At 69.6% G+C, this 15,916-nt stretch carries 18 protein-coding genes and 4 tRNA genes; 17 read left to right on the forward strand and 5 right to left on the reverse strand.

What is annotated here, in order from left to right; genetic code table 11:
- The first annotated feature begins 227 nt into the window (after positions 1 to 227).
- From OG223_RS31245 to OG223_RS31255, 3 genes are all read left to right on the forward strand, one after another.
- Positions 228 to 309, forward strand: a tRNA-Tyr gene (locus OG223_RS31245).
- A 234-nt stretch (positions 310 to 543) separates the two neighbouring features.
- Entirely contained in the window at positions 544 to 1,356 is an 813-nt protein-coding gene (locus OG223_RS31250) for a polysaccharide lyase family 7 protein (RefSeq protein ID WP_329255810.1), read from the forward strand.
- Positions 1,357 to 1,403: 47 nt separating this feature from the next.
- Positions 1,404 to 1,616, forward strand: a complete 213-nt coding sequence (locus OG223_RS31255) for a hypothetical protein (protein ID WP_329255812.1) — start codon at positions 1,404 to 1,406, stop codon at positions 1,614 to 1,616.
- 28 nt (positions 1,617 to 1,644) lie between these two features.
- On the opposite strand, the gene OG223_RS31260 is transcribed toward OG223_RS31255, so the two are convergent.
- A complete protein-coding gene (locus tag OG223_RS31260) occupies positions 1,645 to 2,301 on the reverse strand; it encodes an NAD(P)H-binding protein (RefSeq protein ID WP_329255814.1) in 657 nt (218 codons plus the stop codon).
- A gap of 143 nt (positions 2,302 to 2,444) precedes the next feature.
- On the reverse strand, positions 2,445 to 3,722 hold the full coding sequence (locus OG223_RS31265) for an amidohydrolase family protein (protein ID WP_329255816.1): 1,278 nt from the start codon (positions 3,720 to 3,722) through the stop codon (positions 2,445 to 2,447).
- 268 nt (positions 3,723 to 3,990) lie between these two features.
- On the opposite strand from OG223_RS31265, the gene OG223_RS31270 reads away from it, so the two are divergent.
- The 8 genes from OG223_RS31270 (at position 3,991) to OG223_RS31305 (ending at position 9,133) form a co-directional block, all read left to right on the forward strand.
- Positions 3,991 to 4,063 (forward strand) — tRNA-Thr (locus OG223_RS31270).
- Positions 4,064 to 4,109: 46 nt separating this feature from the next.
- Positions 4,110 to 4,182 (forward strand) — tRNA-Met (locus tag OG223_RS31275).
- 88 nt (positions 4,183 to 4,270) lie between these two features.
- Entirely contained in the window at positions 4,271 to 4,435 is a 165-nt protein-coding gene (rpmG, locus tag OG223_RS31280) for a 50S ribosomal protein L33 (RefSeq protein ID WP_003948671.1), read from the forward strand.
- A gap of 109 nt (positions 4,436 to 4,544) precedes the next feature.
- Positions 4,545 to 4,997, forward strand: a complete 453-nt coding sequence (locus OG223_RS31285; protein WP_200679127.1) for a MaoC family dehydratase N-terminal domain-containing protein — start codon at positions 4,545 to 4,547, stop codon at positions 4,995 to 4,997.
- A gap of 1 nt (position 4,998) precedes the next feature.
- On the forward strand, positions 4,999 to 5,427 hold the full coding sequence (locus OG223_RS31290) for a MaoC family dehydratase (RefSeq protein WP_329255818.1): 429 nt from the start codon (positions 4,999 to 5,001) through the stop codon (positions 5,425 to 5,427).
- Positions 5,428 to 5,580: 153 nt separating this feature from the next.
- Complete coding sequence (locus tag OG223_RS31295; RefSeq protein WP_329255820.1) at positions 5,581 to 6,153, forward strand: TetR/AcrR family transcriptional regulator; 573 nt, start codon at positions 5,581 to 5,583, stop codon at positions 6,151 to 6,153.
- 93 nt (positions 6,154 to 6,246) lie between these two features.
- Positions 6,247 to 7,722: a DHA2 family efflux MFS transporter permease subunit gene (locus OG223_RS31300; RefSeq protein WP_329255822.1), complete on the forward strand. Its 1,476-nt coding sequence runs from the start codon at positions 6,247 to 6,249 to the stop codon at positions 7,720 to 7,722.
- A gap of 346 nt (positions 7,723 to 8,068) precedes the next feature.
- Positions 8,069 to 9,133: a UDP-N-acetylmuramate dehydrogenase gene (locus OG223_RS31305; protein WP_443073764.1), complete on the forward strand. Its 1,065-nt coding sequence runs from the start codon at positions 8,069 to 8,071 to the stop codon at positions 9,131 to 9,133.
- A 21-nt stretch (positions 9,134 to 9,154) separates the two neighbouring features.
- Here the strand turns inward: OG223_RS31305 and OG223_RS31310 are convergent, their stop codons facing one another.
- The gene (locus OG223_RS31310) at positions 9,155 to 9,787 is read right to left on the reverse strand and encodes an NAD(P)-dependent oxidoreductase (RefSeq protein WP_329255824.1); all 633 of its coding nucleotides are present in this window, start codon (positions 9,785 to 9,787) and stop codon (positions 9,155 to 9,157) included.
- 123 nt (positions 9,788 to 9,910) lie between these two features.
- Between OG223_RS31310 and OG223_RS31315 the strand changes: the two genes are divergently transcribed.
- Both OG223_RS31315 and OG223_RS31320 read left to right on the forward strand, forming a co-directional pair.
- Complete coding sequence (locus tag OG223_RS31315) at positions 9,911 to 10,549, forward strand: TetR/AcrR family transcriptional regulator (RefSeq protein WP_329255826.1); 639 nt, start codon at positions 9,911 to 9,913, stop codon at positions 10,547 to 10,549.
- A gap of 30 nt (positions 10,550 to 10,579) precedes the next feature.
- Complete coding sequence (locus tag OG223_RS31320; protein ID WP_329255828.1) at positions 10,580 to 11,245, forward strand: hypothetical protein; 666 nt, start codon at positions 10,580 to 10,582, stop codon at positions 11,243 to 11,245.
- On the opposite strand, the gene OG223_RS31325 is transcribed toward OG223_RS31320, so the two are convergent.
- Together OG223_RS31325 and OG223_RS31330 are read right to left on the reverse strand one after the other, a co-directional pair.
- The gene (locus tag OG223_RS31325) at positions 11,226 to 12,266 is read right to left on the reverse strand and encodes an adenosine deaminase (RefSeq protein WP_329255830.1); all 1,041 of its coding nucleotides are present in this window, start codon (positions 12,264 to 12,266) and stop codon (positions 11,226 to 11,228) included. The two genes, OG223_RS31320 and OG223_RS31325, sit on opposite strands and share 20 nt — an antisense overlap.
- 130 nt (positions 12,267 to 12,396) lie before the next feature.
- Positions 12,397 to 13,623, reverse strand: coding sequence for a pyridoxal phosphate-dependent aminotransferase (locus tag OG223_RS31330; RefSeq protein ID WP_200679114.1), 1,227 nt, complete (start codon positions 13,621 to 13,623; stop codon positions 12,397 to 12,399).
- 270 nt (positions 13,624 to 13,893) lie between these two features.
- On the opposite strand from OG223_RS31330, the gene OG223_RS31335 reads away from it, so the two are divergent.
- The 4 genes from OG223_RS31335 to rplK all read left to right on the forward strand — a co-directional run bounded on the left by OG223_RS31335 (position 13,894) and on the right by rplK (position 15,897).
- Positions 13,894 to 13,966 (forward strand) — tRNA-Trp (locus OG223_RS31335).
- A gap of 113 nt (positions 13,967 to 14,079) precedes the next feature.
- On the forward strand, positions 14,080 to 14,367 hold the full coding sequence (secE, locus tag OG223_RS31340; protein WP_329255832.1) for a preprotein translocase subunit SecE: 288 nt from the start codon (positions 14,080 to 14,082) through the stop codon (positions 14,365 to 14,367).
- 78 nt (positions 14,368 to 14,445) lie between these two features.
- Complete coding sequence (gene nusG / locus OG223_RS31345) at positions 14,446 to 15,294, forward strand: transcription termination/antitermination protein NusG (protein WP_329255834.1); 849 nt, start codon at positions 14,446 to 14,448, stop codon at positions 15,292 to 15,294.
- A 168-nt stretch (positions 15,295 to 15,462) separates the two neighbouring features.
- A complete protein-coding gene (gene rplK / locus OG223_RS31350; protein ID WP_019072313.1) occupies positions 15,463 to 15,897 on the forward strand; it encodes a 50S ribosomal protein L11 in 435 nt (144 codons plus the stop codon).
- The last annotated feature ends 19 nt before the right edge of the window (positions 15,898 to 15,916 follow it).

The raw sequence follows: 15,916 nt of genomic DNA on the forward strand, positions 1-15,916 counted from the left end.
GGCTCCTTGTATCGGGGTGCGTATCGATGCGTGTCACTGCGTATCGGCGTGCGTGGGGGCAGCCGCCGAGCCCGGTGTAGGCCCCGGGCCGCATCCGCATAAGCGTAGCCACCCCCTCCCCTCCGAGCGCCGGTCAATCGGGTGGCGAAGCACCCCTGGGCATCGGGTATCGTTTACGTCGTTGCCACGGAGCACCGCCGAAAAGCGGTTCGAGCGGCAACATCCCCGGCGGTGTGCCCGAGTGGCCAAAGGGAGCAGACTGTAAATCTGCCGGCTTAGCCTACCCAGGTTCGAACCCTGGCGCCGCCACATGATCGAAGGGTCTGTGATCAGCAGCAATGCTGATCACAGACCCTTTCGTCGTTCCCGGAGCCTTCCGCCGCGGCACCCCCCGCCCCGCCGCCAGTCTTGACGTGCCCGTGCCACGGTCCTACTGTCGCGACACCGCGTTCATGTTGAAACACGAAGTTCATGTATATGAACATCGTGAACACATGGGCGTGCGCCAACCGAGTCCATGGAGCAGACAGGAAGGCACCCCCCATGCGCATGCGTACGCTGCTCACCTCCCTGGCCACCGTCGTCGCCGTCACCGGCGGCCTCGCCCTCACGGCGCCCGCCGCGTCGGGCAGTACCGGCGCCGCACACGTCGCCGCCTCACCTCTCGCGGATCCCTCCGTCGCCCCTGGCGGGAACTTCGACCTGTCGGTCTGGCAGCTCCAGGAGCCGATCGGCTCCCCGGGCTCGCCCACGACGATCTCGTCGTCACGGCTCCAAGGGGCCAACGGGTTCCAGGACGCGTACTTCTACACGGACACCCGCGACGGCGCGATGACCTTCTGGGCGCCCGAAAAGGGCGTCACCACCCCGAACTCGAACTACGCCCGCTCCGAACTGCGGGAGATGAACCGCAGCGGCAGCGCCGCCGACTGGTCGCTCAGCGGCACCCACACGATGAAGGCGACGCTGCGGGTCGTGTCCGTCACGTCGAACGTCTGCGTCGGCCAGATCCACCTCGGCACCGGAGGCACGTCCACCAAGCCGCTGCTGGAGCTGTACTACCGGTCGAGCGGCGACATCGTCCTCGGCACCGAGAACTCGCCCTCCGGCGGGCAGACCCTGCACACCGTCGGCAACGTGGCGGTCGGCAAGACGTGGAGCTACACGATCGGCGTCTCGGGCGGAAACACCATCAACCTCACGGTCAACGGGAGCACCACGCACTACGCCATCCCGTCGTCGTTCAACGCCTACAAGCAGTACTTCAAGGCCGGTTCGTACAACCAGTCGTCCTCCGACAGCACCACCAAGGGCGCCCGGGTCGCCTTCTACGGCCTCACCGTCGCCCATAGCTGAGCGAGCCCCGACAGCCGACTCGGCCTGCGGCGGGGCAGACTGATCCCATGTCGTCACGCCGCAGAAGCTGCCCCGAGTGCCGTCGTGAAATCGCCGTCGTGGCCGGCCGATACGCGCGGCACGACCCGCCCGGCGCGCGGGAGAGCGGGGACCTCGTGTCGTGCCCCGGGTCCCGCCGGCAGGCGGAACTCGGGGCGGCGCAGCCCTCGTTGGACGGGTACGTGGTGCCCGACTTCCCCGGCCAGATGCCGCTGTTCTGAGCGACGGCCCACCACCCGGCGGGGAACCTCAGTTCCCCGCCACCGACTTCACCGCCACCGACACCGGCGCGGACCCGCCGATCAGCTCCAGCGTCAGACCGGCCGTCGCCGGGGTCTCCACCAACTCCACGAGTACGGCGGCCACATCGTCGCGCGGGATCGAACCGAGACCGGTGTGGGCCTCCAGCCGGACCAGTCCGGTGCCGGCGCTGTTCGTCAGCGAACCGGGGCGCAGAATCGTCCAGTCCAGCGCGTCCAGGCCGCGTACATAGGCGTCGGCCTCGCCCTTGGCCCGCAGATACACGTCGAAGACGCCGTCCCCGGAGTGCGTCGGATCCGCGCCCATCGAGGACACGACGACATGACGTCGTACGCCCGCCAGGACCGCCGCGTCGGCGAACAGCACCGCCGAACCCCGGTCCACCGTGTCCTTGCGGGCCGTGCCGCTGCCCGGGCCCGCGCCCGCCGCGAAGACCGCCGCGTCCGCGCCCCGCAGCAGCGCCGCGACCTCCTCGACCGAGGCCGACTCCAGGTCGAGCACGAGCGGTTCGGCGCCGGCCGCCCGTAGATCGTCGCTCTGTTCGGCGTTGCGGATGATGCCCGCGACCTCTTCACCGCGTGCGGCGAGCAGGCGCTCCAGCCGCAGCGCGATCTGACCATGACCTCCAGCGATGACAATGCGCATGCCTTCGACCGTACGCCCGGACGGCCGCACGCGCCGCATGACTTCGGCTGTGTCCCAGCAGCGCACACCGGCACTGGACGCGCCGGGCGCGCGGGCCGGAGCCGCAGCGCCTCAGGCGTGCGCCCCGGCGCAGCCCAGGCGGCTCACGACAACTCGCCCCGTCCCTGCCGGGGCAGCCCCAACTCCGAGCCCGCCGCCGTGTTGCAGTACTCCCGCACCGCGCTCGTCCGTGCCACCACGCGCCCCCGGTGCACCACGATCCGGCTGTACGCCAGCGAGAGCGCACCCGCGAGCCGGTTGCCGCGCACCGCGAGCAGTTCGGCCGGAAATCCCGCCTCGACCCGCACCTCGGGCAGACCGAGCGCCGCGCGCGCCGATGAACTCACCGTGTCGTAGGCGTCCTCGGGCCGCATCCCGTGGCGCGAGGCCAGCAGGTAGGCCGCCTCCAGGGGGTCCCCGCGGCCGACCGGGTTGGAGACGTCACGCAGGGCGCCGCTGCCCGCGGCCACCTGGACGCCGGCCGTGCGCAGCAGTCGTACGGGAGCCGTGCCCCGGCGGTCGACGCCGCCGCAGCCGCCCTGCGGCAGGCAGACCACCGTCACGCCGGCCGCGGCCAGTTGGTCCGCGATCCGCGTCACCGTGTCCGCCGGCAGCCGTCCCAGGCCGCCGCACGGGCCGAGCGTCACCCCGGGGCGCATCCCGCCCGCGACCGCCGCGAGCCGGGCCAGCCGGGTCGGGTCGGCGGCGTCCGTGTGCAGGTCGACCGGACAGCCGTGCTCGGACGCGACCTCCAGGACGGCCTCCACGTACCCCGTCGGATCGGGGTCCAGATCTGGACAACCGCCCACTACGGAGGCACCCATTTTCAACGCGTCCCGCAACATCGCGAGCCCGTCCGCCCCCGCCACCCCGGTCAGCAGCCGGGGCATCGCCACCGCCGTCAACTCCGCCAGCCCGCGCAGCGCCCGCCGCGCCTGCAGTACGGCGGCCAGTGCGCCCAGCCCCTGGACGTCCCCCACGCGCACGTGTGCCCGCTGCGCGGTTGCCCCATGTCCGAGTTGAAGCAGCGCGGCCTCAGTGGCGCGGCGCTGGACGTCGTCGGGGTCGTAGGAGACCGGTCCGCCGTTCTCGGCCGACAGGGCGGTGTCACTGTGCGTGTGCGGCTCGGCCGGGGCCGGGAGGAGGAGATAGCCGCTGAGGTCCACGCGCGACCCGCACGCGTGCGTGGCGTCCGTCGCCAGACTGCCGGCCGTGCCGACCGCCTCGATGCGCCCGCCGCCCAGCCGTACGTCCACGGTCCGACCGTCGGTCAGCCGGGCACCGCACAACAGGAGCGCGGCCGGGTCGGCCGGTCCCGACGAGCCTGAGGAACCCGACGGGCCGGACGAGGAGTGGGACGGCTGGGGCTGGCTGTCGGGCATCGCGCTCCAGGGGCTCAGGGCTTCGCGGGCTCGGGGCTTCGGGGCTCAGGACTGGGGCTGCGCAAAGGGGCGCAAGATCACGCAGAGTGAGTCGAGCCTAGGGCGGTGATCCGCTCGTGGCCGGGAGGAGCGCAATAGTCGTACCGGTGTGGTCCCCCGTACGGGAGGGGGTCCTGAGGCCTCCGAGAGGGCCGTGGAAGCGGCTGGAGCGGTGCCGCGAAACGGATTTGGGTGAACGGCGACGGAGCGTGTAATGTCTTCATCGCTCGCCCCAATAGCTCAGTCGGTAGAGCGTCTCCATGGTAAGGAGAAGGTCTACGGTTCGATTCCGTATTGGGGCTCTGGTGTGAAAGGTTCCCGTCGCGAGACGGGAGCTGATCGCATCACAGCGGTGTAGCTCAGTCGGTAGAGCAAGCGGCTCATAATCGCTGTGTCACCGGTTCAAGTCCGGTCACCGCTACTGACAGTAGCCGATTGCGGGGTCGGTCCTTCGATCGGCTACTCTGTTATGCGTTCATAGTCCCATCCGTTCGTCAAGGAGCACTCCTGTGGCTGCCACCGACGTCCGCCCGAAGATCACGCTGGCCTGCGTGGAGTGCAAGGAGCGGAACTACATCACCAAGAAGAACCGGCGTAACAACCCGGACCGACTGGAGATGAAGAAGCACTGCCCGCGTTGCAATGCGCACACCGCGCACCGCGAAACGCGATAAGTATCAGGCTCGTACACGAGGCCGTCCCCGAAGTCTGGGGGCGGCCTCGCGTCGTTCTCCATCCAGCAGCAGGCCACACGGCAGCAGGAGCATCAGGAGGTACCGGGCCATGGCGCTCGACCAGTCCTTCGTAGGGCGGACCTACCCGCCCACCGACCCCTACGAGGTGGGCCGGGAGAAGATCCGTGAGTTCGCGGAGGCGGTGGGGGACACCAACCCGGCGTACACGGACCCGGAGGCCGCCAAGGCGTTCGGTCACCCCGATGTGATCGCCCCGCCGACCTTCGTCTTCTCCATCACGTTCAAGGCCGCGGGACAGGTCGTCCAGGACCCGCAGCTCGGCCTCGACTACAGCCGGGTCGTGCACGGCGACCAGAAGTTCGTCTACGTCCGTCCCGTGCGCGCCGGTGACCGTCTCACGGTCACCTCGACGATCGAGGCGATCAAGTCGATGGCGGGCAACGACATCCTGGACATCCGCGGCGAGGTCCACGACGAGGCGGGCGAGCATGTCGTGACCGCCTGGACCAAGCTCGTGGCCCGCGCGGCGGAGGAGAGCTGACATGACGGCGAAGATCGCGTACGACGACGTCGAGGTCGGCACCGAGCTGCCGGCGCAGACCTTCCCCGTGACCCGCGCCGCCCTCGTCCAGTACGCGGGCGCCTCCGGGGACTTCAACCCGATCCACTGGAACGAGAAGTTCGCCAAGGAGGTCGGACTCCCGGACGTCATCGCGCACGGCATGTTCACCATGGCCGAGGCGATCCGCGTGGTCACTGACTGGGCCGGTGACCCGGGCGCGGTCGTCGAGTACGGCGTCCGCTTCACCAAGCCGGTCGTCGTCCCGAACGACGACCAGGGCGCGACCGTCGAGGTCAGCGCCAAGGTCGCGGTCAAGCTCGACGACAACACGGTCCGCGTGGACCTGGTGGCGACGAGCGCCGGCCAGAAGGTGCTCGGGATGTCACGAGCGGTCGTACGACTGGCGTGAGCCGAGGTAAGGGGCGTCCGCCATTGCGGGCGCCCCTTACGTGTCGGACACCCCGGTGACTGGCAGTGACATCGCCGGCCCCGGGCCCGCCCGCTCATGTGCCGTGCCCCACACCCCTTGACTAAGTTAGTGATTGAGTACTAACTTTCTCGCATGGTCAGGATGAGCGCAGAAGAGAGGCGCGAGAGCGTCGTCCGCGCGGCGATCGCCGAGTTCGCGCAGCGGGGGTACTACGGCACCTCCACGGAGGCGATCGCCAAGCGCGTCGGTGTCTCGCAGCCGTATCTCTTCCGGCTCTTCCCGGGCAAGAAGGCGATGTTCGCGGCGGCCGCGCTCAGGTGTGTCGATGACGTGTGCCGGGTCATGGAGGAGTCGTCCAAGGGGCTGGAGGGCGAAGAGGCCCTGCATGCCATGGCCAATGGCTATGTGCGGCTCATCACGGAGCACCCCGAGAAGCTCCAGATGCAGATGCAGACGTACATCACGGTGGCCGCCGCCGAGGCGGAGGGCGACCACGAGTTCGGCGAGGCCGTACGGAAGGGCTGGCTGAAGCTCTGGGACGTCGTGCATCTGCCCCTGGGGGCGGATGTGGACCAGACCACGACCTTCCTGGCGTACGGAATGCTGATCAACACCCTTGCGGCCATGGGTTTTCCGCCGGAGCACCGGGTCTGGGAGGGGTTGTACCCGGAGGCCCGTGTCACCGGTCGGCTGGAGAAGTCGTAGCGGCAGGGGAGAGGCGGATTCTGCGCCTTTTCATGAGCGTCAAAGTTAGTCATCAATAACTAATCATCGGTACGAGCACCCTCTGGGGGAGCGATGTCAAAGCCAACGGAACGCCGCGGGGGAATGGTCTGGGCCCTCGTCATCACCAGCGTCGCCGGATTCATGGCGGCCCTGGACAACCTCGTCGTCACCACCGCCCTGCCGTCCATCCGCAAGGACCTCGGAGGCGCGCTGGGCGACCTGGAATGGACCGTGAGCGCCTACACGCTCACCTTCGCCGTCCTGCTGATGTTCGGCGCTGCGCTCGGCGACCGGTTCGGCCGCAGGCGGCTCTTCCTGGTCGGCATCACCGTCTTCACCGTCGCCTCGGCCGCCGCGGCCATGGCGCCCGGAATCGACTCCCTCATCGCGGCCCGCGCGGTCCAGGGCGTCGGCGCGGCGATCATGATGCCGCTGACACTGACCCTGCTGACGGCGGCCGTACCCGCCGCCAAGCGCGGGATGGCGTACGGCATATGGGGCGCGGTGAACGGACTCGCCGTCGCCTCCGGACCGCTCATCGGCGGCAGCCTCACCGAGCACATCTCCTGGCACTGGATCTTCTGGCTGAACGTCCCGCTGGGCCTGGCCCTGCTCCCGCTCGCCCGCCTGCGCCTGTCCGAGTCCCACGGCACCGGTGCCCCGCTCGACTTCCCCGGCACCCTGCTCGCCAGCGGCGGCCTCTTCGGCATCGTCTACGGCCTGGTCCGCGGGCCCGCCGACGGCTGGACCAGCTCGCTCGTCCTCACCGGGCTGTTCGCGGGGAGCGCGCTGTTCGCCGGGTTCGTCATCTACAGCGTCAACGCCAAGAACCCCATGCTCCCGATGCGGCTGTTCCGCTCCCGCGCCTTCTCCGGGATCAACGCCGCGAGCCTGCTGATGTTCCTCGGGATGTTCGGGTCGATCTTCCTGCTCAGCCAGTACATGCAGGGCGTCCTCGGCTACTCGCCCACCGAGGCGGGCCTGCGGATGCTCCCCTGGACCGGCATGCCGATGCTCGTCGCCCCCATCGCCGGCATCCTCTCCGACCGCATCGGCGGCCGCCCGGTCGTCGCCGCGGGCCTCTTCCTCCAGGCGGCAGGCCTCGGCTACATGTCCTACGTCGTCACCACCGACGTCTCCTACGGCGCCCAACTGCCCGGCCTGATCCTCAGCGGCATCGGCATGGCCCTGTTCTTCGCGCCGGCCTCCAACCTGGTCATGTCCAGCGTCCTCCCCCAGGAGCAGGGCATCGCCTCCGGCGCCAACAACGCGCTCCGCGAGGTGGGCGGCGCGCTCGGCATCGCCGTCATGGCGTCGATCTTCTCGGCCCAGGGCGGCTACCAGACCGCACAGACCTTCGTCGACGGCCTGAAGCCCGCGCTGGTCACCGGCGCGGCGGTGGTCGCCCTCGCAGGGGTCGCGACGCTGCTGATCCCGACCCGGCGGCGGGCGGCGGAGCTCGCGGCGGAGTCCGCCGAGTCGGCGGAGCGTGCGGAGCCGGCCGGGGCCGCCGCGTCCGACCCGGTACTGGAGAACGCCGGTCGCTGACCGGGCGGCGACCGGAACACCTTGCACGCACGCGTGGGCCCCGCTGTTGTCGGCGGGGCTCCACGCGTGCGTGCGCCCGGCTCTGACGGTGAGGCTCCACGCGTGCGTGCGTGCGTGCATGCACGCGTCCGGCTTCGGCGGCGAGTTCCACGGATGTGGGGGACCGGCTTTACTGCGGACGGTAGGGCGATGGCCGCCAGGGCCCCGCATGCGAGTGAGCGGCCTCCGACGGATGCGGCGCACCGGGCCGGGCGCAGGCCTCGCTGCCGGGAGCGGCGAGGGCGCCGAACGGCCGGCCACCCCCGCCACCCCGGACTTGTCAGTCCCGTCTCGTACGCTTGGCCCCGTGCAGGAACTCCACGACGCTCCCCTCGCCCCCCTCACCACCTTCCGGCTGGGCGGTCCCGCGGCCCGGTTGATCACCGCCGGCACCGACGCCGAGGTGATCGACGCCGTGCGCGAGGCCGATGACGCCGGGACGCCGTTGCTGGTCATCGGGGGCGGGTCGAACCTCGTCATCGGGGACAAGGGGTTCGAGGGCACGGCCCTGCGCATCGCCACCCGCGGGTTTGAACTCGAAGGCACGCGGCTGGAGTTGGCGGCCGGTGAGGTGTGGGCCGACGCCGTCGCCCGCACCGTGGAGGCCGGTCTCGCCGGTGTGGAGTGCCTCGCCGGGATTCCCGGGTCGGCCGGTGCGACCCCGATCCAGAACGTCGGGGCGTACGGCCAGGAGGTCTCCGCCACCATCACCGAGGTCGTCGCCTACGACCGCACCACCCGCGAGACGGTCACGCTCACCAACGAGGAGTGCGCCTTCTCCTACCGGCACAGCCGGTTCAAGGCCGAGCCCGAGCGGTATGTCGTGCTGCGCGTTCGCTTTGAACTGGAGGACGCAGATGGGCTGTCCGCGCCCGTGAAGTACGCCGAGACGGCCCGCGTCCTCGGCGTCGAACCCGGTGATCGGGTGCCGTTGGCGCAGGCCCGGGAGACCGTGCTCGCGTTGCGTGCCGGGAAGGGCATGGTGCTTGATCCCGAGGATCATGACACCTGGTCGGCCGGTTCCTTCTTCACCAATCCGATCCTCACCGACGCGCAGTTCACCGCGTTCCACGCGCGCGTGGAGGAGCGTCTCGGGGAGGGTGTGGAGCCGCCCGCGTACCCGGCGGGGGAGGGGCACACCAAGACCTCCGCCGCTTGGCTGATCGACAAGGCCGGCTTCACCAAGGGGTACGGCAGCGGGCCCGCCCGGATCTCCACCAAGCACACCCTCGCCCTCACCAACCGGGGCGAGGCGACCACGGCCGACCTGCTCGCCCTCGCGCGTGAGGTCGTCGCCGGGGTTCACGACGCCTTCGGGGTCACGCTCGTCAACGAACCGGTGACCGTCGGCGTCAGCCTCGACAGCCAGTAAGTCCGCCGCCCTCCGGCGACCTCAATAGGCCAGCCCTACCCCCTGCTTCACTGTCCGCGGTTCGTCCGTCATCGCCAGCATCGCGTGGGCGACATCGGCGCGGCCGATGAAGCGGCCCTTGTCCGGGAAGCCGCCCACGACCGTGCGGTACGTGCCGGTCAGCGGCTTGTTCTGCAGGCGTGGCGGGCGGACGCTCGTCCAGTCCGTGGCGCTGGCGGCGAGGGCCGCCTCCATCTCCCGCAGGTCGTCGTAGACGTCCTTCAGAAGGGCCGAGATCAGCCCGCGCGCGGTGCGGTCGAGGAACCCGGCGCCCTCCGGGGCCGGGCCGATCGGACCGGCGCTCACCACCAGCACCCGGCGCACCCCCTCCGCCTCCATGGCCGCCAGGACCGTACGCGTGAGCCGGGTCGCGACCCCCGCGTCCTTGCGGCTGCGGGCACCGAGCCCGGACAGGACCGCGTCCCGGCCCGCGACCGCCGGGCGTACCGCCTCCGGGTCGGTGAGGTCCGCGCGGAACACCTCAAGGCCCGCGCCCCGCACGGTCAGCCGCGCCGGGTCCCGTACGACCGCCGTGACCTCGTGGCCCGAGGCCAGCGCCTGGCGGACGATCTCCTGGCCGATGCCTCCAGTGGCACCGAAAACGGTGAGCTTCATGGCGTACTCCTTCCGCTCAACGAGGTGGGTAAGTGTTCACTCACCCCTGCCTCTCTCTAGAGTGGGTAAGTAATCACCCACCCGTCAAGCCCGAACGGACCGGCCATGGAATCCTTGGGCCCCATGCAGCAGAAACAGGCCCCGGAACCCGTCGCGCAGCAACCCGCCCGGGTCCGCATCCTCGACGCCGCCCACGAGTTGATGCTCACCGTCGGCCTGGCCAAGACGACCACCAAGGAGATCGCGAAGGCCGCCGGCTGCTCCGAAGCGGCGCTCTACAAGTACTTCGCCAGCAAGGAAGAGCTGTTCATCCGCGTCCTCACGGAACGGCTGCCCCGGCTGACCCCGCTGCTGCGCAGCCTCGCCGCCGAGCCCGGACAGCACTCCCTGGAGGACAACCTCACCGAGATCGCCCGCCAGGCGGCCCTCTTCTACGAGCAGAGCTTCCCGATCGCGGCCTCCCTGTACGCCGAGACCCAGCTCAAGCGGCGCCACGACGAGGCGCTGCGGCAGCTCGGCTCGGGCCCCCACAAGCCGATCGAGGCCCTGGACGCCTATCTGCGCGCCGAACAGGCCGTCGGCCGCGTCCGCCCCGACGCGGACACCTTCGCGGCCGCGTCCCTCCTCCTGGGCGCCTGCGCACAGCGCGCGTTCGCCTACGAGGCCGCGGGGACCGGCGTACGACCGCCCGTGGACGAGTTCGCGCCACGCCTGGCCCGGACGCTGCTGGGCGGAATCTCCGTTGCCGAGGCCCCCTCCTGACCGCGACGATTGCCCCATGAGGCACCCCACATGGAGCTGAGACTCCGCGAGTTCAGACCCCGGATCGGTCCGCACGAACACCGTGTCGTCCAGCCCGGGCGACCCCTGCGTCACACCTCACTGCGCGACCCGGCGCCGTACGGGACGCTCCTGGGGGATCACGACGGGCTGAACCGGCTGGCGGGGCTGTTCTCGTTCGCGGCCCACTCGCGGCACACCATCGTGCACGTCCCGCTGCGCGAGAGCGTGCCGCCCGACGAGGGGTGCGGGGAACTGGTGGATCTGGTGCTGGCCCACTCGGAAGCGGGGCTGCGGCCCTCCAAGTGGCCCGAACTGCGCCGGGCGCTCGGGCGCGGCAACCCGCTCACCGTGCGCACGGACGAGGCCCGTACCGAGCGGCACGCGCGCGCGTGGGCCGAGCGGCCGTACGCCCGTGGGCAGTTGCGGCACACGACGCACGCGCGTACGTACTTCCTCATCGGCGACCGTGACGTCCTCGCCACCGCCGCCACCCACTTCGCCTACGCGGCCGGCTGGGGGCCGCGGGAGAAACGGGTCGTCAAAGGGCACTCGGCGTTCGTGACCTCCTTGAGCAGCGAACTGGTTCCCTACCCGAACGGCTCGCGCTGCCCCGAGGTCGCCATCTGTTTCAAGCCGTATCCGCCCTACGCGCACTTCAGGCGACCGGGGCGCTGAGCCAGTCGTCGATGCCCGACAGGAGCTTCGTCTTCATGTCCTCCGGGGCCGCCGATCCCCGTACCGACTGCCGGGCCAGTTCGGCCAGTTCGCGGTCCGAGAAGGCGTGGTACCGGCGGGCGATCTCGTACTGGGCCGCCAGCCGGGAGCCGAACAGGAGCGGGTCGTCGGCGCCGAGCGCCAGCGGGACGCCCGCTTCGAAGAGGGTCCGTAGCGGCACGTCCTCGTGCTTCTCGTAGACGCCCAGCGCCACGTTCGACGCGGGGCACACCTCGCAGGTGATGCCCCGGTCGGCGAGTCGTTTCAGCAGCCTCGGGTCCTCCGCCGCGCGCACGCCGTGGCCGATCCGGGTCGCGTACAGGTCGTCCAGGCAGTCCCGTACCGAGGCCGGGCCCGCCAGCTCACCGCCGTGCGGGGCGGACAGCAGGCCGCCCTCCTGGGCGATCGCGAAGGCCCGGTCGAAGTCCCGTGCCATACCCCGGCGTTCGTCGTTCGAGAGGCCGAAACCGACCACTCCGTGGTCCGCGTACCGCACGGCCAGCCGGGCCAGTGTGCGGGCGTCCAGCGGGTGCTTCATCCGGTTCGCGGCCACCAGCACCCGCATCCCCAGCCCGGTCTCGCGGGAGGTCGTCTCCACCGCGTCCAGGATGACCTCCAGCGCCGGGATCAGCCCACCCAGGCGCGGCGCGTACGACGTCGGGTCCACCTGGATCTCCAGCCAGCCCGAGCCGTCCCTGACGTCCTCCTCGGCGGCCTCGCGGACCAGCCGCTGGATGTCCTCGGGTTCCCGCAGGCACGACCGCGCCGCGTCGTACAGCCGCTGGAAACGGAACCAGCCCCGCTCGTCCGTCGCCCGCAGCTTCGGCGGCTCCCCGCTGGTCAGCGCCTCGGTCAGGGCGTCCGGCAGTCGTACGCCGTACTTGTCGGCGAGCTCCAGCACGGTGGTCGGCCGCATCGACCCGGTGAAGTGCAGGTGCAGATGGGCTTTCGGCAGTTCAGAGACATCACGTACACGCTCCATCCGGGAATCCTGCCGTACGTTCCTGTCGTCCCGGTACCGCTTTCCCCGATCGTGGTCTTGCTCGCACAAAGCAGCGGGCCGCCTCCCCGGAGGGAAACGGCCCGCACACACGCGTGGAGCATGAAAAACGTCAGTCCTGGGCCTCCGCCAGCAGCTTCTGGATGCGGCTGACGCCCTCGACGAGGTCTTCGTCACCCAGGGCGTACGACAGCCGCAGATAACCGGGGGTCCCGAAGGCCTCGCCCGGGACGACCGCGACCTCGGCCTCCTCCAGGATCAGCGCCGCCAGCTCGACCGAGTCCTGCGGGCGCTTGCCGCGGATCTCCTTGCCGAGCAGCGCCTTGACCGACGGGTAGACGTAGAACGCGCCCTCCGGCTCCGGGCACAGCACGCCGTCGATCTCGTTCAGCATGTGCACGATCGTCTTGCGGCGACGGTCGAAGGCCTCGCCCATCTTCGCCACGGCGTCCAGATTGCCGGAGACGGCGGCCAGTGCGGCGACCTGGGCGACGTTCGAGACGTTCGAGGTGGCGTGCGACTGGAGGTTCGTCGCGGCCTTGACGACGTCCTTCGGGCCGATGATCCACCCCACCCGCCAGCCGGTCATGGCGTACGTCTTGGCGACGCCGTTGACCACGATGCACTTGTCGCGCAGTTCGGGGAGGATCGCGGGCAGCGAGGTGAACTTCGCGTCTCCGTAGACCAGGTGCTCGTAGATCTCGTCCGTCATGACCCACAGGCCGTGCTCGACGGCCCAGCGGCCGATCGCCTCGGCCTCGGCCTCGCTGTAGACGGCGCCGGTCGGGTTGGACGGCGAGACGAACAGGACGACCTTGGTGTTCTCCGTGCGGGCCGCCTCCAACTGCTCGACCGAGACGCGGTAACCGGTCGTCTCGTCGGCGACGACGTCCACCGGGACACCGCCCGCGAGACGGATCGACTCCGGGTACGTCGTCCAGTACGGCGCCGGGACGATGACCTCGTCACCCGGGTCGAGGATCGCGGCGAAGGCTTCGTAGATGGCCTGCTTGCCGCCGTTGGTGACCAGGATCTGGGAGGCGTCCACCTCGTAGCCCGAGTCGCGCAGCGTCTTCGCGGCGATCGCGGCCTTCAGCTCCGGCAGACCGCCGGCCGGGGTGTAGCGGTGGTACTTCGGGTTCGAGCAGGCCTCGATCGCGGCCTGGACGACGTAGTCCGGAGTCGGGAAGTCCGGTTCACCCGCGCCGAAGCCGATCACCGGACGCCCGGCGGCCTTGAGGGCCTTGGCCTTGGCGTCCACGGCGAGGGTGGCGGACTCGGAGATCGCGCCGACTCGGGCGGAGACCCGGCGCTCGGTGGGAGGGGTTGAGGCGCTCATGGACCCATCGTTTCAGACCGGAAACCCGCCCGGCACACCGGTTTCACAGACTGAACCGGATCGGGAAGACATCGGGCAGACATTGAACAACCGTCCGGTTTCCGGCCCCGGCCTGGGCGATCTTCCTCCCGCAATCCCCGTACAGGCACTTTCTGTTCGACGACCGGCCCCGGAGCACGTACACTCCTAGCTCGTTGGCCTTCAACAGCCGCGCCCTACTTGGTGCACACCGAGCACCCGGGTGGATGCGGTACGTTGGGGATGTCACAAAGGGTCGTAGCTCAATTGGTAGAGCACCGGTCTCCAAAACCGGCGGTTGGGGGTTCAAGTCCCTCCGGCCCTGCTACACACTCCTTCGCCAGGATGTGTGCGCAGCGCATGTTTACACAGCAATGCACCGCCGTGCAGCTCAGACCGGGCGCGGCACGGCCACGACCCGGGAACAGGTGAGGACGAATGGCGGACGCCGTGGGCTCCATCGACATGCCTGATGCCCAGGACGAGGTGTCGGAGTCCAAGAAGAAGGCCCGTAAGGGCGGTAAGCGCGCCAAGAAGGGCCCGCTGAAGCGGCTCGGCACCTTCTACCGCCAGATCATCGCGGAGCTCCGCAAGGTCGTCTGGCCCACGCGCAACCAGTTGACGACGTACACGACGGTTGTCATCGTCTTCGTCGTCATCATGATCGGTCTGGTGACCGTGATTGACTATGGACTCAATCACGCCGCGAAGTACGTCTTCGGCTGAGGCCGGAAGCGAAGGGCGCCTTGACCGGCGCCCCTTTCGCGTGTTCCACCCCCATGTATCCAGGAAGAAGCAGCCACCGTGTCTGACCCGAAGCTGAACGAGGCCGTCGAGCCGGACGAGTCCGTGGAAGACGAACTCGACATCGTCGAGGGCGCGGACGAGGACCTGGACGAGGTCGAGGCTGCAGACGCCGACGCGGGCGAGCCCGCCGAGGAAGCCGCCCTGCACGTCGAGGACGAGGACGCGGAAGCGACCGAGGACCTCGACGACGAGGACACGGCCGAGGACGACGAGGAAGAGGCCGAGCCCGTCGACCCCGTGGTCGCCCTGCGCGAGGAACTGCGTCTCCTTCCCGGCGAGTGGTACGTCATCCACACGTACGCCGGCTACGAGAACCGCGTGAAGACCAACCTGGAGCAGCGCGCCGTCTCGCTGAACGTCGAGGACTACATCTTCCAGGCCGAGGTGCCGCAGGAAGAGGTCGTCCAGATCAAGAACGGCGACCGCAAGACCATCAAGCAGAACAAGCTCCCGGGCTACGTCCTGGTCCGTATGGACCTGACGAACGAGTCCTGGGGTGTCGTCCGCAACACCCCCGGCGTCACCGGCTTCGTGGGCAACGCCTACGACCCGTACCCGCTGACCCTGGACGAGATCGTCAAGATGCTCGCCCCGGAGGCCGAGGAGAAGGCCGCGCGTGAGGCCGCCGAGGCCGAGGGCAAGCCGATTCCGCAGCGCAAGGTCGAGGTCCAGGTGCTGGACTTCGAGGTGGGCGACTCGGTCACCGTCACCGACGGCCCGTTCGCGACGCTGCAGGCGACCATCAACGAGATCAACGCCGACTCGAAGAAGGTCAAGGGCCTCGTCGAGATCTTCGGCCGCGAGACGCCGGTGGAGCTCTCCTTCGACCAGATCCAGAAGAACTAGTTCTTCCTGGACGTACGTCTTCCGCGCAGGTCAGACGGGCTGTCAAAAGCCTCTCTGACCTGCTCGGTTTTTAGCCGCGCATGGATACCCGTTATCGTGGTGCGGTATGCCTCCATCCGGATTAACCGGACGGCGGCCGAACACTCTCACTAGGACCCGGAGAGAGCAATGCCTCCCAAGAAGAAGAAGGTCACGGGGCTTATCAAGCTCCAGATCAACGCCGGTGCGGCGAACCCGGCCCCGCCGGTCGGCCCCGCGCTCGGTCAGCACGGCGTCAACATCATGGAGTTCTGCAAGGCCTACAACGCTGCGACCGAGTCGCAGCGTGGCTGGGTCATCCCGGTGGAGATCACGGTCTACGAAGACCGCTCCTTCACCTTCGTGACCAAGACTCCGCCGGCCGCGAAGATGATCCTCAAGGCCGCGGGTGTCGAGAAGGGCTCGGGCGAGCCGCACAAGACCAAGGTCGCCAAGATCACCCAGGCGCAGGTCCGTGAGATCGCCACGACCAAGCTTCCCGACCTGAACGCCAACGACCTGGACGCCGCGTCGAAGATCATCGCCGGCACCGCCCGCTCCATGGGCATCACGGTCGAGGGCTGACCTTCACCTCGTAGGAAAG

This window comes from Streptomyces sp. NBC_01478 (assembly GCF_036227225.1).
Taxonomy (GTDB): domain Bacteria; phylum Actinomycetota; class Actinomycetes; order Streptomycetales; family Streptomycetaceae; genus Streptomyces.

Excerpts from the sequence above, each read along its gene's own strand:
- secE (WP_329255832.1), top strand. The coding sequence starts at position 14,080 with ATGGCGGACGCCGTGGGCTCCATCGACATGCCTGATGCCCAGGACGAG.
- OG223_RS31295 (WP_329255820.1), top strand. The coding sequence starts at position 5,581 with ATGGTCAGGATGAGCGCAGAAGAGAGGCGCGAGAGCGTCGTCCGCGCG.
- OG223_RS31255 (WP_329255812.1), top strand. The coding sequence starts at position 1,404 with ATGTCGTCACGCCGCAGAAGCTGCCCCGAGTGCCGTCGTGAAATCGCC.
- OG223_RS31310 (WP_329255824.1), bottom strand. The coding sequence starts at position 9,787 with ATGAAGCTCACCGTTTTCGGTGCCACTGGAGGCATCGGCCAGGAGATC.
- OG223_RS31260 (WP_329255814.1), bottom strand. The coding sequence starts at position 2,301 with ATGCGCATTGTCATCGCTGGAGGTCATGGTCAGATCGCGCTGCGGCTG.
- OG223_RS31250 (WP_329255810.1), top strand. The coding sequence starts at position 544 with ATGCGCATGCGTACGCTGCTCACCTCCCTGGCCACCGTCGTCGCCGTC.
- OG223_RS31290 (WP_329255818.1), top strand. The coding sequence starts at position 4,999 with ATGACGGCGAAGATCGCGTACGACGACGTCGAGGTCGGCACCGAGCTG.
- rplK (WP_019072313.1), top strand. The coding sequence starts at position 15,463 with ATGCCTCCCAAGAAGAAGAAGGTCACGGGGCTTATCAAGCTCCAGATC.
- OG223_RS31265 (WP_329255816.1), bottom strand. The coding sequence starts at position 3,722 with ATGCCCGACAGCCAGCCCCAGCCGTCCCACTCCTCGTCCGGCCCGTCG.
- OG223_RS31320 (WP_329255828.1), top strand. The coding sequence starts at position 10,580 with ATGGAGCTGAGACTCCGCGAGTTCAGACCCCGGATCGGTCCGCACGAA.
- OG223_RS31315 (WP_329255826.1), top strand. The coding sequence starts at position 9,911 with ATGCAGCAGAAACAGGCCCCGGAACCCGTCGCGCAGCAACCCGCCCGG.
- OG223_RS31300 (WP_329255822.1), top strand. The coding sequence starts at position 6,247 with ATGTCAAAGCCAACGGAACGCCGCGGGGGAATGGTCTGGGCCCTCGTC.
- OG223_RS31330 (WP_200679114.1), bottom strand. The coding sequence starts at position 13,623 with ATGAGCGCCTCAACCCCTCCCACCGAGCGCCGGGTCTCCGCCCGAGTC.
- OG223_RS31285 (WP_200679127.1), top strand. The coding sequence starts at position 4,545 with ATGGCGCTCGACCAGTCCTTCGTAGGGCGGACCTACCCGCCCACCGAC.
- OG223_RS31325 (WP_329255830.1), bottom strand. The coding sequence starts at position 12,266 with ATGGAGCGTGTACGTGATGTCTCTGAACTGCCGAAAGCCCATCTGCAC.